Here is a 16,117-nt window from a genome sequence, read left to right as displayed (position 1 = left end):
ATGCTAAGCTGGCCCTTGCCCCCATCTACGATAACCAGCTGGGGTAGGCTGGCACCTTCGTCTACAAGGCGACGGTAGCGGCGCGTTACGACTTCGTACATCGAATCGAAGTCGTTGGGACCAATCACCGTCTTAATATGGTAATGACGGTAATCCTTCTTGCTAGGGCGGGCATTACGGAAACACACCATCGCAGCCACCGGGTTGTCGCCCTGAAAGTTGGAGTTGTCGAAGCACTCAATGTGTTTGGGTAACTCCGTGAGGCGCAAGTCTTTCTTAATAGTTTCCATGATCCGTACCTCGTTCAAGTCTTTGGAGCGGTCGTTCATGCTTTCCTTTTCCTTGCGCAGGTAGAGTACGTTTTTGAGACTCAGTTCCAAGAGCTTACGTTTGTCGCCGATCTGTGGCTGAGCCACTGTTACGCCGGGTAGGGGCAGATCGGGTAGGGGTACGTTGGTCAAGATTTCCTTTGATTGGCTCTCGAACTCCTCGCGCATCTGCATGACCAAGGGCGCTAAGATATCCGCGTCCGACTCATCCAGCTTCTTCACTACCTCCAACGACTGCGTTAAGATGATAGAGCCGTTCATCACTTTGAGGTAGTTGATAAACGCTGATTTTTCGTTGGACGCAATGCTGAATACGTCGATGTTTGACAGCGACGCGTTGACAACTGTTGATTTGGCCTGGAATTCTTCCAGCTTATCCAACTTTTGCTTGAACTGATGCGCTAGCTCATACTGCTGATCCTGAGCGGCGGCGGTCATTTTCTCCCGGAAATAGGCCCGCGCTACCGTCAGGTTACCGTTCAGAATATTCCGAATCTGTGCAATGTATTGGTTGTACGTTTCTTCATCCTGCAAGCCCTCGCATGGCCCTTTGCAGTTGCCAAGATGATACTCTAAGCAAACTTTAAACTTACCAGCTTCTATATTTTGGGGCGACAGGTTATAGGTGCAAGTCCGCAACGGATACAACGCTCTGATTAGCTCTAGTATCACGTTCATGGCTGTGAGGTTGGCGTAGGGGCCGTAATAGCGACCATCGCCGGGCTTCTTGTTGCGGGTTGGGATGAGGCGCGGAAACCGCTCGTTGGTCAGCAGTAGGTAGGGATACGTCTTGCCATCTTTCAGTAGGATGTTGTACTTGGGCTGATGCTGCTTGATGAGGTTGTTCTCCAGCAAAAAGGCTTCTGACTCATTGTCCACAATGGTGAACTCGATGCGCTTGATGTTCTTGACCAGCTGCTGGGTCTTTTTGTTGTGGTCCTGCTTGGTGAAGTAGCTGCTTACGCGCTTTCGTATATCTACCGCCTTGCCAACGTAGATAATGCCCTCATCATCAAAGTATTTATAAATACCAGGACGATGGGGCAAATGGCGAATCTGTTCTTGCAAGTGGGCGTTGGCAGCCATAGGATAGGGTAAGTCGGAAGTTCCTAGTGCGTACGCACTGGTAGGAACAGGAGATTCAGTAAGAAACTGTGGCCTATAGAAACAGCAAATGGCGAGTGTTTATCACCGCCATTTGCTGTTTTTTATGAAAAGATGCCCTAAATATCCTGATTGCGGATATCTTCTAGTTTCACTTGGTTGAGCTTCTGGTCGTCTGGGATGGTGTCGCGCTGACCAGCGCCGTAGTAGCGGCTGCAATCAATTTCCACAGTCAGCGGCTTTGCTGGCTTCGGAAACGGACCGGTGCTAATGCCGATGTTCTTATTGTCGGCATACACCTTCTTCATAAACAAGCCATAGAGGGGTAGGGCCATGCGGGCACCCTGGCCGTCGCGGCCGGAGCGGAAGTGAATGCTACGGTCCTCGCCGCCTACCCACATGCCGCACACCAAGTCGGGCGTGATGCCCATGAACCAGCCATCGGAATAGTTACTGGTGGTGCCAGTCTTGGCGCCCATTTCGTAGGGGAATTTGAAGCCAGTTTTCAGAATGGTGCTGGTGCCGCCGCGCTCTGTAGTAGAGGCTTGCAGCAGGTAGGTCATCAGGTAGGCGGTTTCCTCACTGATGGGCGTGCGAGTCTGGGGCACAAACTCAATCAGCGTATTACCGTTTTTGTCTTCAATGCGCGTCACCATCATGGGGGCGGTCCACACGCCTTTGTTCACGAAGGTGCCATAGGCGCCGCACAGTTCAAACACGCTCACGTCGCTGGAACCGAATCCTACGGCTGGCACCGCCTCAATGGGGGAAGTGATACCCAAGCGTTTGGCGTATTCTACCACCGTTTGGGGTCCTAGTTTCTGTACTAGAAAGGCTGTGATGGAGTTCATTGACCGCGCCAACGCCTGCCGAATCGTATACATCTGGCCAGAGTATTTGCCCTCGAAATTTCGGGGCGTATAGCTAGGGCGGCCCGCCTCGGCAGGAAACGTTACGGGTACGTCGGCCACTTGATAGCAGGGCGAATAGCCCTGGTCGATGGCCGCCAAATACACAAAGGGCTTGAAGGTAGAACCCGGCTGGCGCATGCCCTGCTTTACGTGGTCATACTTGAAGTAGCGGAAATCGTTGCCGCCTACCCACGCCCTGATTTGTCCATTCAGTGGGTTCATGGCCATGAATCCGGTTTGTAGGAAACGCTTGTAGTACGCCAGTGAGTCCATCGGGGACATTGTCACTTCCTTTTCGCCTTGCCACGTGAAGACCGTCATCTTGTACTTCTTGCGCAGATAGTAGTTGATGGAGTCCTTATTGCCATCGAAGCGGTTGTTGAGCGAGCGGTAGCGGCCCGTACGCTTGATGGCGGTTTGCAGGAAGTTTGGAATCACACGGCCGTTTTCATCGCGCCAGGGCTGCTGGCCCTTCCACACCCGGTCAAACAGCTTTTGTTGCTGCTTCATGTGCTCGGCCACGGCTTGCTCGGCGTACTTCTGCATACGCGAGTCGATGGTCGTGTAAATCTTCAGGCCGTCGGCGTAGAGGTCGTGGTCGGTTTCGCGGGCCCATTGTAGCAGAAGCTTGCCTAGCTCGGTGCGGAAGTAGGGCGCAATCCCTTTGTTCTGATTCTCGACGCTGTAGTTGAGCTTGATGTTGGTGGCAACGGCCTTTGAATACTCGGGCTCCGTGATGTAGCCATATTTCTGCATCTGACCTAGCACCCAGTCGCGTCGGCGCTTGGAGCGCTCCGGGTTACGGACGGGGTTAAACCACGACGGCCCGTTCACCAAACCCGCCAGCAAAGCCGATTCTTCCAGCTTCAGGTCTTTGGGCTTCTTATTAAAGAACGTCTTGGCTGCTACGTTGATACCAAAGGCATTCGAGCCAAATTCAGCCTGGTTGAGGTACATGCGCAGGATTTCGCGCTTGGTGTAGTTGCGCTCCAGGCGCACGGCCATAATCCACTCTTTGGTCTTCACAATGAGTACGCGCAGGCCTTTGGTGTCATTCAGCAGGCCGTCGTTCAGGTCCTCCCGTGTACGGAACAACAGCTTGGCCAACTGCTGCGTGAGAGTAGAGCCACCTCCGCCTTTGCTACCCGTCAGGATGCCGCTAGCCACCCGGCCCATTGCTTTCAAGTCGATACCCGAGTGGGCCTCGAAGCGCACGTCTTCGGTGGCAATCAGAGCGTCGATCAGGTTTTGAGGTAGGTCCTTATACTCGGCGGGCGTGCGGTTTTCGCGGAAGTATTTACCCATCAGTGCGCCATCGGCCGAATAGATCTCGGAAGCCAGTTCGCTTTTCGGATTTTCCAGCGTTTTCAGGTTGGGCATACGCCCAAACAGGTTCAGAAAGTTGACGCTGACAGCCCAGACGTACAGAACGAACAGCGCCAGCCCGCCCCCAAACAGCACCCACAGCGTCCGGGTGATGCCCTGGAAGCGGTGGCTCCGCTGAGGTTTGCGCGAGGAGGGTTTATTCTTCGTGGCAGGATAGGCCATGGGAGAAGTAAAAGTTGAGAAGTAAGAATGAAGTAGGAAATGGAAAGCTGCCCTGCCTAATACTCTGATTTGCAAACAAAAATATTATTAACAGCGGCGGCATTTGCATCAATACTTCACCCAAAATTAGCGGAAATTGTTGTCGTAGAATTGCTGGTACTCTTCCAGGTTCTTGGTTTGACGTAGCAGCGGCAGGTTCTCCGTGCTAATCACAACTGTTTGGTAGCCCGCGCCCCGCAATCGGCTTAGCGGCGACTGAGGTCCGCGCAACTTAAGCGCATAGCTCTGTGCTTCCTTCAGGGTAGGGAGGCTGCCCACGACTACCAAAACTTGCGCATCTCCGAGCGCCTCAGTTTGCACCGATAAGTTCTTAGCCCGGTAGAAACGGCCATTATAAGCTTCCAACTGCTTGGGCAGTTCCGCCAGCAGGGTGGCGTCTGACGAGAAAACCAACGCTACGGTGTGCGCCGAGGTAGGCGCTGCGGTATAGGGGGTAGCCGATTTGGCAGGCTCCGCTGCCGCAGGTGCGGGGGCAGTACCATTTGGTGCCGGAGACGCGGCAGCTGGAGTAGGCGTCTGACCAGGCGCTGGCACCGGTGCCGACGACGATGGTGCAGGTGTTGGAGCAGCAGTCCCTGCCGGTGGGGTAGGAGTGGCGCCAGGGGTAGGCACTATGTTGCGCGATGGTGAGGCCGCCGGGAGCTCCGGGCGGTACACCTCTACTGGCGTTGCAGGCACGGGAGCCTGGTAGTAAGCCCGCGGGCGAGTGTCTACCTCACCCGGCCGGAAGTTGGATACGATGGGTTTCTGCGTGCTGGCCAGCGCACCCGGCAACTGCCCAGCCTCGTATTTCTGGTAAGATGCCTGCAACGTAGTGGCCTCACTCACCAATGGACTATCCGGGTACTCCTTAATGAATTTTTCTACGGCTGCTTTGGCCGTAGGAGGCGTTTGGGTCCGGATGGTAAGCAGGGTATTCAAGTAAGCCGCCCGGTCGTTGAGATCGGTATCGGGGTATTGCTGTCGGGCCTGCGTCAGAGTAGCGGATGCTTGAGTAAAATCCTGCCGCTTATACTGCGCGAAGGCCGAATCCAACTGCACCCCCATTTTCTCATTGGCAACGGATACGCGCCGCAGGTACTCCGGATCGGCCACCAGCTTGGCATACGATGAGTTTGGAAACTGACCCCGCAGCTTCTGCGCGTATACTTCAGCCCGCGGGTTATTCTGATCCTTATATAATAAGTAGAGGCTGTAATATACTTCCGGGGCGTGCTTGGTAGCAGGAAAACGCGTCAGCAGTTGCTCGTAGGATTCAATAGCGCGGGCCGGCTCTTGCAGCTGAAGACGGTAGATGGCCCCCAGCGCAAACAATGCCTCTTCCACTTGAAGCTGCGAGGTTTGCAACTGCGGCTCCGTAAGCGGAATGCTTTGGCGATACTGCGCTACCAGCGTTTGCAATTGGGCTTCTGGGGTAGGTGCGGCGGCTGGCGTGGAGCCCAATTGGGCACCGTTTACAATATTTTCGCTGCCGGCTGCTATGGCCGTTACAGGTGTCCCGCCGTTCTGATCGTTCACAGGCGAGTTGCTGGCCTGCGTTACGATGCGCCAGTTGTCCTGAAGTGGTCTATTACCCCACTTCCGCAAGAAGTCGGCGCGGGCCGTGCTCATGGAGGTAGGGTTGTCGAAATACCAAGCCGCGCCGGTGCTGGTACTGGCAAACAAATCGGGGTCGGTGCCCACGTTGCCGGAGCGCTCCGCACTGAGGCCAGTCGCTGTTTGTAGGCGGTTTTGTGCTTCAGCGGCTTTCTTGGCGCGTACTTCCGCCTCGCGGCGTGTATCTAACTCAGCTTGAGCGTAGGCATTCAAGCGCGTATCCAACTCAGCTGGCGCCAGTTTCGCCAGGGCTTGCAGACTGTCCTGCGTTTCCACAATCGTAATCTGCTGGGCAAACTGTTGCAGCACTTCGCTCCGCTCCGCCGTTACAGCGTACTCGGGCACCTCGCGGGGCATCGCTTGCACAGCACTATCATAGTAGGCCGCGGCGGCACGATATTTCTGTAGGTTGTCGTAATAAATACGCCCGGCCAGCAACTGAGTGTAGCCTTTCTGCGCACGGTTGCTACCACCGGCTCTAGCCGATTGACGCAGAAGCGTCAAAGCCTCGGGGTAGCGTTGCTGGCGGTATTCCAGGCGCGCCATCTCGTAGTAAATCTTGTCGCGGTACTCCTTATTGTTCGGGTTGCGGAGCAGCTTCGCGAAGTATTTATTTAAACGCGTCCGATCTTCCTGATCCAAATTCGACACCTGGCCCAACAGCAATTTGGAGTAGAAATCCAGCTCGTAGGGCGGGTTGCGCTTTAGAATCTGATTCAGTTCGGCGTAAGCTTTCTTGTCTTCTCCGGCCTGCTGATACAGCTGCGCCAAAATGTAGCGCGTGCGCGACTGCTCATTCTTGGGCTCTACCAGCGGCACCGCTCGCTCCAAGTTGTCAATGGCCCGTTGCGGCTCGTTCATCGCCAAATAATACTCGGCGCGGGTCAGAAACAAGTCCTTAGCATTTACCGGCGTACCTTCCTCCCGCTCCAGAATAGAGGAAACCGCGGCGGCGCTTTCGTATTCCTTCATCGCCATAAACGAGCGCATCAGCCAAATGAGAGCAGCATGACGCGTATTAATATCCGGGCTGGTGGTGTTAATAAAGCGGAAGGTTTTTACCGCGTCCTCATACTCCATTTTATAAAACCGTGCCTTGCCCACCAGCAGGTAGGCATCGTCGGTCCAGTCGCTGCCGGGGCGGTGCTGGATGGGTAGGGAGGCTTTCTTGATGATATCGTCGAGGTCGGCCGCCAGGCGAGTAGCCGTGGCTTCGTCGAGGGTAGGAAACAATGACAGGACGTGGTTGTAGTCGTTTACGCGAGCTTTATAGAGGTCTGCCTCTACGGCGCGCATTTTCTCCCGCGCCAGAAAATACGCGTTGTCGCGGGCTACCACATTATCATAGGCATGACCAACCAGCGAGCGGTTCTCGGAAGAACAAGCCGTGAGAAATACGCCCAGTAGCAAGCAGCCAGCTAGGACAGAGAGCAGACGAAAAGGTAGCAGAGTAATCAAAGGCACAGGCAGGTAGACGCGGTATGGAGCAGGTAAAACGCACGCCGTCGGCCAATTTGTTCGGCCATGTTGCGCGGGATTTCTACACAACGCCGTCAGACCGGTAAAATTACGGGATTTTCCGGGGCAAACGGCCGACGCGCAAGCCGGAGTTTGCGTAGAAAGAAAGGTAGTACGCCGAAAATCAATACTTTCGCACCCCCAATGCCTCTTTTATGGCCGTTCCTACCCCTTCCGAGCCAGATTTTGATAGCAATAACCGCTTGCGTGCGCTGGCCAAGTATTCAGGGCTAGGCTTTCAGATGCTGGGTATTATTGGGGTATTCACATTCATCGGGATAAAGCTGGACGACTACCTGCACACCAAAAAACCGTGGTGGACCGTGGCCTTTGTGCTCGTGGGAGTAATTGGCGCCATGTACCAGGTAATTCGGTCTGTCACCCACGACGAGTAGCGTTCTTCGCGTACATCATAAAATATATGCTACAGTTTTTTCGCCAACTGTTGATTTTCTCCCTGCTCATCGGCGCTGTGCTATATGCCTTGCATACACAGTATGGTACTACCCTCGTGCACCCCTTAGCAGGTTACATCTTCAGTTTCTTTATACTTATTACCATCATCACGTACTGGATTACCCTACGTCTGGTGCGCATCAGCCCCGATAACTTCATGGCGGCCTATTTCGGCTCCATGGTTTTGCGGCTGCTTTTGTCGTTGGGCTTGGTTCTGGTCTACCTCTACCGGGGTGGCGCCCGCGAAGGCGATGCTCGTTGGACCTTCCTCGGCGCCTTTTTTATCCTCTATTTTCTCTTCGCCGGATTTGAAGTCTGGACTGTTCTGAGTAACTTGCGCCCGTTTTCAAAACGGGGTGTAACTATTACATGAAGTTTTTGTGAACCCATCACTAAGCCTTTCTGAATGAAGCGTTTATTTATTGCTCTCTTCTGGATTCTTTCGCTTCCCGTCTTCGCGCAGCACACCGCCGACACCATGACAGAGGCTTCAGACTCGGAAGCCTTCAAGCCGGGCGAGATGATTCTGCACCACATCGGCGATTCGCACGAGTGGCACTGGTTCTCCACCGATAACGACCATTTCACTACCTATCTACCGGTTATTGCCTACCAACCCGGCAAAGGAGTAGAGGTATTTTCGTCGAAGCATCTGGCTGAAGGCGAAACCTACCACGGCCTGAAGCTGGAGCACGAACATCTGGTAGCCGAGGACGGTGGCAAGGTGTACGATTTCTCCCTAACGAAGAATGCCTTCGCGCTATTGCTGAGCAGCGTGTTGATGCTGATTCTCTTCATCAGCGTAGGTAATGGCTTCAAGAAGCGCCACGGACAAGCACCGCGGGGCTTGCAGTCATTCTTTGAGCCCATCATCATCTTCGTACGGGATGAGGTAGCTAAGAAATCCATTGGGCCGAAGTACGAGAAGTACATGCCCTACCTGCTCACGGTGTTCTTCTTTATCTGGTTCAACAACTTGCTGGGCCTCACGCCGGGCGCCGCCAACCTCACCGGCAACATCGCCGTGACGTTCACGCTGGCCGCCATGACGCTGCTCATCACCTTGTTCAGCAGCAACAAAAACTACTGGGCGCACATCTTTGCCACCCCCGGCGTACCCAAGCCACTGCTCATCATCATGATTCCGGTGGAATTGATTGGTGTTGTGGTAAAGCCTTTCTCGCTGATGGTTCGTTTGTTTGCTAACATGACGGCCGGCCACATCGTAACGCTGAGCTTCATTAGCTTGATTTTCATTTTCCGCAGCCTGGCTATCAGCCCTGCTTCGTTGGCCTTTGGCCTGTTCATTAATATTCTGGAATTGCTGGTAGCCATTCTGCAAGCCTACATCTTCACCCTGCTCACAGCCATGTACATTGGCGGCGCGGTAGAAGAGCATCACCACGATGAGGCGGACTACCAGATGGAGGGCGACCATATTGCTCCCACGGCCGCTCACTAAGGTTTTACCACCCCTCTTTTTTTGTTTTCACACTCCCCACAAACCTCTTTTATTATGCTTCTCTCTTTGTTGTTGCAGGTTGCCAATTCGGTTGGTCTGGCTGTATTCGGTGCCGGTATCGGTGCTGGTCTAGTAGCCCTGGGCGCTGGTCTGGGTATTGGCCGTATTGGTGGTCAGGCAATGGAAGCCATCGGCCGTCAGCCGGAGGCTTCGGGCAAGATCCAAACTGCTATGCTGATCGTAGCCGCCCTCATTGAAGGTCTGGCCCTGTTCGCAGTGGTAGTTTGCCTGCTGATTTCCCTCAACCTGTCGCCCCAATAAGGTAGAGCAGTAGATGGAGCAGCCCGCTGCGCTTCGCTTCGGCGCACGGCGTAGCGGGCTGATTCAGCTTTCAGGTAGGGAGTTATAGGAAGGCGGCGTTGCGTAAGATGCCGCTTCTTTCTCACTGCACCTGCCTACCTGTTTTTTGCTTACGCAGTACGATGTATCGCTGACTGACGACCCTCCCATGAATCTCGTAACCCCCGAATTAGGCCTGATTTTCTGGCAGACGGTGATTTTCCTCATCGTACTGTTCTTGCTCGCCAAGTTTGCCTGGCGCCCCATCCTCAGCTCGCTGAAGGAGCGCGAAACCTCCATTGAAAACGCATTGCGCATGGCCGACCAGGCCAAGCTGGAAATGCAGCAGCTGAAAGCCAGCAACGAAAAACTGTTGGCCGAAGCCCGTCTGGAGCGCGACCGTATTCTGAAGGAAGCCTCGGCTGTTGCTACCCAGCACATCGAGGAAGCCAAGAATAAGGCAACTGAGGAAGGCAACCGCATGATTACGCAAGCCCGCGAAGCTATCCAACAGGAAAAGAACATGGCGCTGGCCGAGGTGAAAAACACCGCCGCTCAGTTGTCGATTGACGTAGCCGAGCGCATCCTGCGCCGCGAGCTAACCGACGCCCCCGCCCAGCAGCAGCTGGTGGATTCTTACCTGAAAGAAGTAAAGCTTAACTAAGCTGTTCGCGAGTGGCGGTTAGCTGTTGGCTTCTACAAGCACGACAAGAGCTACTAGCCATCAGCCATCAGCTATCAGCTAAAAAAAATGTCTGAACAACGAGTTGCTTCCCGATACGCTAAGTCGCTGCTGGATTTGGCAGAAGAGCAGGGCAATCTGGCGGCCGTGAAGGCTGATATGGATCTGTTCCGCCAAACGCTGGACGAGAGCCGCGACCTACGCCTGTTGCTCCGCAACCCTATCGTGAACCACGATAAGAAACTGGCTATTCTGAAAGCTGTTTTCGGAAGCAAAGTCTCGGATTTGACGATGAAATTCCTGTCCATCATCACCCAGAAAAACCGCGAAAGCGCTCTGGAATATATTGGGCCGGAATTCATTCATCAATATAATGTGTTGAAGAGCGTGCAGGTAGCCGAGGTAACCACGGCCACGCCGCTCACAGCAGAACTGCGCACCCGCATGAATACGTTGGTGCAGCAGCAAACCGGCTCGCAAGAGGTGCAGCTAACGGAAAAGGTAGACCCGGCTCTTATTGGTGGCTTCGTGCTGCGGGTAGGCGACCAGCTCATCGACGACTCCGTGCGCTACCGCCTGCAAAAGCTGCGGACCGAATTTTCTAAGAACCCCTACCAATCCCAACTATAAGTCATGGCAGAAGTACGTCCGGATGAAGTATCCGCTATTCTGCGGGAGCAGTTGTCGAACTTCAAGACCGAAGCCGAACTCGAAGAAGTCGGAACGGTTTTGCAGGTAGGCGACGGTGTAGCCCGCATCTACGGGCTGGGCAAAGCCCAGTCGGGGGAGCTACTTGAGTTTGAAAATGGCCTGCAAGCCCTAGTGCTGAACCTGGAAGAAGACAACGTAGGTGCCGTAATGCTCGGCGACTACTCTGATATCCGGGAAGGTGCTACGGTGCGCCGTACCAATAAAATTGCTGCTATCCAGGTAGGCGAGGGCATCATTGGCCGCGTGGTAAACACGCTGGGTCAGCCTATCGACGGCCGTGGTCCTATCACAGGCGAAACCTACGAGATGCCACTGGAGCGTAAGGCTCCTGGTGTTATCTACCGTCAGCCTGTAAACGAGCCCCTGCAAACCGGCATCAAGGCTATCGACGCCATGATTCCGATTGGCCGTGGCCAGCGTGAGTTGATCATTGGTGACCGTCAGACAGGTAAGTCGACGGTAGCCATTGACACCATCCTGAACCAGCGTGAGTTCTACGACCGCGGTGAGCCAGTATTCTGCATCTACGTAGCCGTAGGTCAGAAAGCTTCTACGGTAGCCCAGGTAGTAAACGCCCTGCAACGCGGTGGTGCTATGGACTACACAGTAGTAGTGTCGGCTTCGGCTTCGGACCCAGCTCCTATGCAGTTCTACGCTCCCTTCACGGGTGCTGCCATCGGCGAGTTCTTCCGCGATACGGGTCGTCCCGCACTGGTAGTGTATGATGACTTGTCGAAGCAGGCTGTGGCTTACCGTGAGGTGTCGCTGTTGCTCCGTCGTCCTCCCGGACGCGAAGCCTACCCTGGTGATGTATTCTACCTGCACAGCCGCTTGCTGGAGCGCGCCGCGAAGATCAACGCTTCCGATGTGATTGCTCGCGACATGAACGATTTGCCCGACAGCATCAAGCACATCGCCAAAGGTGGTGGCTCGCTGACGGCCCTGCCGCTCATCGAAACGCAGGCAGGTGACGTGTCGGCCTATATTCCAACCAACGTAATTTCGATTACGGACGGCCAGATCTTCCTCGAAACCAACTTGTTCAACTCGGGTGTACGTCCGGCTATCAACGTGGGTATCTCGGTATCGCGGGTAGGGGGTAATGCCCAGATCAAGTCGATGAAGAAGGTAGCTGGTACGCTGAAGCTAGACCAGGCGCAGTTCCGCGAGCTGGAAGCCTTCGCTAAATTCGGTTCTGACCTTGATGCTTCGACCAAGCTCACCATTGAGCGTGGCCGCCGCAACCTCGAAATCCTGAAGCAGCCGCAATTCTCGCCCCAGCGCGTAGAAGACCAGGTAGCCGTTATCTACGCTGCTACCAACGGTCTGCTCGACCAGGTGCCCGTGAACAAGGTGCGCGAGTTCGAGAAGGAGTTTGTGCAAGTAATGACCACCCGCCACCCCGAGGCTTTACAAGCTCTGAAAGCCGGTAAGCTCGACGACAGCGTGACCAACGCCATTCGTCAGGTAGCCCGCGACCTTTCGGCGGTATACGCTTCGAAATAATTATCTAGCTGTCAGTTGTTGGTTGTCAGTTGTCAGGACAAGGCGAAAGCTCATCCAAACTGACAACCGACAACTAGCAACTGACAACTTATTTTAACAAAATGGCTAGCTTAAAAGAAGTCCGCAACCGCATCGTATCGGTGCAGAGTACGCAGCAGATCACCAAAGCCATGAAGATGGTGGCGGCTGCTAAGTTGCGTCGGGCCCAGGATAATATTCTGCGGATGCGCCCCTACGCTCAGCGCCTCAACGGCATTCTGGCAAACCTAACGGGCCTAACTGGCGGCGAGATGGTGAGCGAATACGCGGAGCAGCGCGACGCGCATCGGATATTGGTTATCGCCATTACGTCGGACCGTGGCTTGGCGGGTGCTTTCAATAGCAACATCTTCAAGGGCGTGAATGCCTTGCTGCGCGAGCAATATGCCGCGCAGGCTGCTGCTGGCAACGTAACCGTGATGGCCATTGGCCGGAAGGCGCAGGATTACTTTGGTCGTCGCCTACCCACGTTGGGCAGCTATGGTCATGTGTTCACGCAACTGTCGTTCGACACGGTACGTGCAGCGGCGGAGCAAGCAATGGATGGCTTCCGCAACGGCGACTTCGACCAAGTGGTGATGGTGTACAACGAGTTCCGGAACGTGGCCACGCAAATTGTGCGCACCGAGCAGTTGTTGCCCCTGGTACCCGCTGAGGCTACCGAGGAAACGGCTACTACCAACGTCGATTACCTGTTCGAGCCCTCGAAAGAGGAAATTGTACAGACGCTGATTCCGCAGTCGTTGAAGATACAGCTGTATAAGGCCGTATTGGAAAGCAACGCTTCGGAGCATGGCGCCCGTATGACGGCCATGGACAAAGCTACCGACAACGCTGGTGAACTGCTGAAATCGTTGAAACTGACTTACAACCGGACGCGTCAGGCAGCCATTACCACCGAAATTCTCGAAATCGTGGGTGGTGCTGAGGCGCTAGCCGCTGGGTAAGTTGACCTGCTGATTACCACAAGAAAGCCCGTTTCTGTTTCAGAAACGGGCTTTCTTCTTTATGCTTCGGTAAACTAAGCTGTCATTCTGAAGGCAGTGAGGAATTTAAGTACATTCAGCAATGAGTAAACTTAAATTACTCACTGCGTTTGGAATGACAGTCTATGCTTCCTGTGCGTACTGTCGGCTGGCTAGCTCCTTGCTGGGGGTAGGCACGGGCGTATTCTGTTCCAACAGCTCCAGAATGTCGGCGGGCGTGATTTCCGTGAAGTCCTTGATGACGCGAATTGGCGCTTGAAACTTGTCGGCCGATACGCTGGTGCTGAGGCATAGGCAGCGCATACCGGCTTTGTAAGCAGCTTGCTCGCCCATGATGGCATCCTCAAACACCAAGCAACGCTCAGGTGGAATGCCTACCTTTTCTGCCGCCACGGAATACGTGTCGCCGTGGGGTTTGCCCCGGTCCACGTCATCCTTGGTAATTAGCTCGTCGAAATAGCGGCGTAGGTTGAGGTGGTCAATGATGTAGCTAATGGTGTCGTTGCCGGAGCCGGTGCCGAGGGCAATGCGGAACCCCGCAGTGCGGGCGGCTTCCAGAAACGGCGTGAGGCCGCTTACTTCTTGGCGGTCGTCCCAATAGAGCGTGCGGTAGAGAAATTCCCGTTGGGCCGTGTAGCGCTCAATATCTTCCTCCGGCACGGGATGTCGAAAAACTGATCGAAGAATGGCACCAGCGGGCATGCCATTCAAACGTTCAAGTAATTGGCGTGCGTTTGTGGTTAGTCCTAAGTCTCGGAATAACATCTGAAAGGCATGAGCTTGGATGTCGGTATTATTGACAATAACCCCATCCATGTCGAAGATGAGGGCATAGTCGGATGCCTGGGCCATAGGGTAGGGAAGAAGGTAACTAAAAGATAACGTGCTTCCGCTTACGCAAACAGTCCACTTTTGACTAAGGAAAGCAACATTTTAACGCGCAGAGTCTATCTTTGACCCGTCTAAACCGGGGTGCTACGGCATCTGCATTTTGTCTGTGATTTGAAAAAAAGTCTGTCTTTCCTACTAGCAGCAGCGTTGGCACTACCTGCCATCGCGCAAAAAAAATCCTCTCAGAAGTTAGAGCGTCCCAAACTGGTGGTGGGTATTGTGGTAGACCAGATGCGTTACGACTACCTCTACCGCTACTGGGACAAGTATGGTAAAGACGGGTTTCGGCGTTTGCTGGGCGAAGGATTCAGCTACGAAAATGCCCATTACAATTACGTGCCTACCTATACTGGACCGGGCCACGCCAGCATCTACACAGGCACTACACCCTCGGTGCACGGCATCATCGGCAACGATTGGTATGAGCGCGAGGCGGGTAAGAATACCTATGTAACCGAAGACAATACTGTGCAGACAGTGGGGAGCACGGGCACGGTAGGGCAACAGTCGCCGCGCCACATGTTGACCACGACCATCACCGATGAGCTGCGCTTGGCTACCAACTTCCATAACAAAACGATTGCCGTGTGTATCAAAGACCGCGGCTCTGTGTTGCCCGGTGGACACACCGCCAACGCGGCGTACTGGTACGATGGCAAGACGGGCTCCTTTATTTCGAGCACTTTTTATCAGAATAGCCTGCCCGAATGGGTAAAGGCGTTCAACGACCGGAAGCTGCCGGCGCAGTACCTGAGCCGGCCTTGGCAAACGCTCCTACCCATTGAACAATACACCGAAAGCACGCCCGACGATGTGCCGTGGGAAGGTTCTTTCAGGGGAGAAGCCAAGCCTGTGTTCCCGCACAACCTACCCCAATTGAGCGGCTTACCCGATGCCTCGGTGGCCGCTAAGTTGCGCGATGCAGGTGAGCCAGTGCCTGTTACGAACCTGGATGTGGTGCGCTCTACCCCCTTCGGCAACACGCTGGTGGCGGAGCTGGCGATGGAAGCAGTGCGGGCCGAGCAGTTGGGCCAGCGCGGCATCACGGACTTTATGCCGGTCAGCTTTTCGTCTACCGACTACGTGGGGCACCAGTTTGGGCCGAATTCCATTGAAGCCGAAGACACCTACCTGCGCCTCGACCAGGACATTGCCCGCCTGCTAGCCTACCTCGACAAAACCCTGGGGAAAGGCAATACACTGGTGTTTCTAACCGCCGACCACGGGGCCGCGCATTCGCCTAATTTTCTAATTGATAAGAAAATTCCAGCCGGCGCGGTAGGGCCACGCTTTATGCGCGACTCGGTGCAGCACGAACTGGTACGCCGCCACGGTGCCGGCAATTGGGTGCTCACGTACGAAAACCAGCAAGTGTACCTGAACCGGCCACTTATTGCGCAGAAGAAACTGGACTTGCGCCTGATGCAGGACGAAGTAGCCAGCATTATGCTGCAATTTGCGGGCGTCACGCGCGCCATCACCGCCGACGACGTGCAGAAGTCGCACTGGGAAAGCGGAATGCTGATGTACCTGGAAAACGGGTATTTCCCGAAGCGTTCCGGCGACGTGCTGGTGGTGCTGGAGCCCGGCTGGCTGGAATCGGGTTCCTACCCTGCTCCCAACAAAGGCACCACCCACGGCTCGGCCTCGGCCTACGATACCCACGTGCCCATGCTATTTTGGGGCTGGCACGTGAAGCACGGCGCCTCGGCGGCGCCGGCTGTGATACCAGACATTGCGCCCACCGTAGCGCGGTGGCTACATATTCAGGAGCCTGACGGCTGCACCGGTCAGCCATTGCAGGAAGTCCTGAACTGGTAGTATGATTTTTAGAAATTGTGGCTGCTGTTTTTCGTTTTAGTGCCGTATAAGGCTATCTTGGGAAAAACACGCAACTTCGCGGAATACAAGCCCAACATAGCTCAATGCTATCCGTACAGCACACGCCCACCACTGCATAATTCCCTACTAAATACTTT

At 54.7% G+C, this 16,117-nt stretch carries 13 protein-coding genes; 9 read left to right on the top strand and 4 right to left on the bottom strand.

The window, feature by feature from the left end:
- From uvrC to J4D97_RS19330, 3 genes are all read right to left on the bottom strand, one after another.
- The coding region (uvrC, locus tag J4D97_RS19340; protein WP_208309003.1) for an excinuclease ABC subunit UvrC at positions 1-1,415 on the bottom strand (1,415 nt) is incomplete at its 3' end.
- 137 nt (positions 1,416-1,552) lie between these two features.
- Positions 1,553-3,892, bottom strand: a complete 2,340-nt coding sequence (locus J4D97_RS19335; protein WP_208309002.1) for a penicillin-binding protein 1A — start codon at positions 3,890-3,892, stop codon at positions 1,553-1,555.
- 126 nt (positions 3,893-4,018) lie between these two features.
- Complete coding sequence (locus J4D97_RS19330) at positions 4,019-7,012, bottom strand: tetratricopeptide repeat protein (RefSeq protein ID WP_208309001.1); 2,994 nt, start codon at positions 7,010-7,012, stop codon at positions 4,019-4,021.
- Positions 7,013-7,221: 209 nt separating this feature from the next.
- On the opposite strand from J4D97_RS19330, the gene J4D97_RS19325 reads away from it, so the two are divergent.
- The 8 genes from J4D97_RS19325 (at position 7,222) to atpG (ending at position 13,208) form a co-directional block, all read left to right on the top strand.
- Complete coding sequence (locus J4D97_RS19325) at positions 7,222-7,461, top strand: AtpZ/AtpI family protein (RefSeq protein WP_208309000.1); 240 nt, start codon at positions 7,222-7,224, stop codon at positions 7,459-7,461.
- A gap of 26 nt (positions 7,462-7,487) precedes the next feature.
- Complete coding sequence (locus J4D97_RS19320; RefSeq protein WP_208308999.1) at positions 7,488-7,895, top strand: hypothetical protein; 408 nt, start codon at positions 7,488-7,490, stop codon at positions 7,893-7,895.
- Between the two features lie 33 nt (positions 7,896-7,928).
- Entirely contained in the window at positions 7,929-8,984 is a 1,056-nt protein-coding gene (atpB, locus tag J4D97_RS19315; RefSeq protein WP_208308998.1) for a F0F1 ATP synthase subunit A, read from the top strand.
- A gap of 54 nt (positions 8,985-9,038) precedes the next feature.
- On the top strand, positions 9,039-9,305 hold the full coding sequence (atpE, locus tag J4D97_RS19310) for an ATP synthase F0 subunit C (RefSeq protein WP_185282240.1): 267 nt from the start codon (positions 9,039-9,041) through the stop codon (positions 9,303-9,305).
- Between the two features lie 187 nt (positions 9,306-9,492).
- Positions 9,493-9,987, top strand: coding sequence for a F0F1 ATP synthase subunit B (locus J4D97_RS19305; protein ID WP_185282241.1), 495 nt, complete (start codon positions 9,493-9,495; stop codon positions 9,985-9,987).
- 87 nt (positions 9,988-10,074) lie between these two features.
- Complete coding sequence (gene atpH / locus J4D97_RS19300) at positions 10,075-10,635, top strand: ATP synthase F1 subunit delta (RefSeq protein WP_208308997.1); 561 nt, start codon at positions 10,075-10,077, stop codon at positions 10,633-10,635.
- Positions 10,636-10,638: 3 nt separating this feature from the next.
- Positions 10,639-12,222, top strand: coding sequence for a F0F1 ATP synthase subunit alpha (gene atpA / locus J4D97_RS19295; RefSeq protein ID WP_208308996.1), 1,584 nt, complete (start codon positions 10,639-10,641; stop codon positions 12,220-12,222).
- Between the two features lie 101 nt (positions 12,223-12,323).
- Positions 12,324-13,208, top strand: coding sequence for an ATP synthase F1 subunit gamma (atpG, locus tag J4D97_RS19290; RefSeq protein ID WP_208308995.1), 885 nt, complete (start codon positions 12,324-12,326; stop codon positions 13,206-13,208).
- Positions 13,209-13,370: 162 nt separating this feature from the next.
- Here atpG and J4D97_RS19285 read toward each other — a convergent pair whose 3' ends face one another.
- Entirely contained in the window at positions 13,371-14,099 is a 729-nt protein-coding gene (locus J4D97_RS19285; protein ID WP_208308994.1) for an HAD family hydrolase, read from the bottom strand.
- Positions 14,100-14,249: 150 nt separating this feature from the next.
- Between J4D97_RS19285 and pafA the strand changes: the two genes are divergently transcribed.
- Positions 14,250-15,959: an alkaline phosphatase PafA gene (gene pafA, locus J4D97_RS19280; protein ID WP_208308993.1), complete on the top strand. Its 1,710-nt coding sequence runs from the start codon at positions 14,250-14,252 to the stop codon at positions 15,957-15,959.
- Positions 15,960-16,117 lie beyond the last annotated feature (158 nt).

Origin of the sequence: Hymenobacter defluvii, from assembly GCF_017589435.1 — a bacterium.
Taxonomy (GTDB): Bacteria; Bacteroidota; Bacteroidia; order Cytophagales; family Hymenobacteraceae; genus Hymenobacter; species Hymenobacter profundi.
The sequence above is the reverse complement of the archived record's forward strand: the minus strand, read 5'-3'. Positions and strand labels throughout refer to the sequence as shown.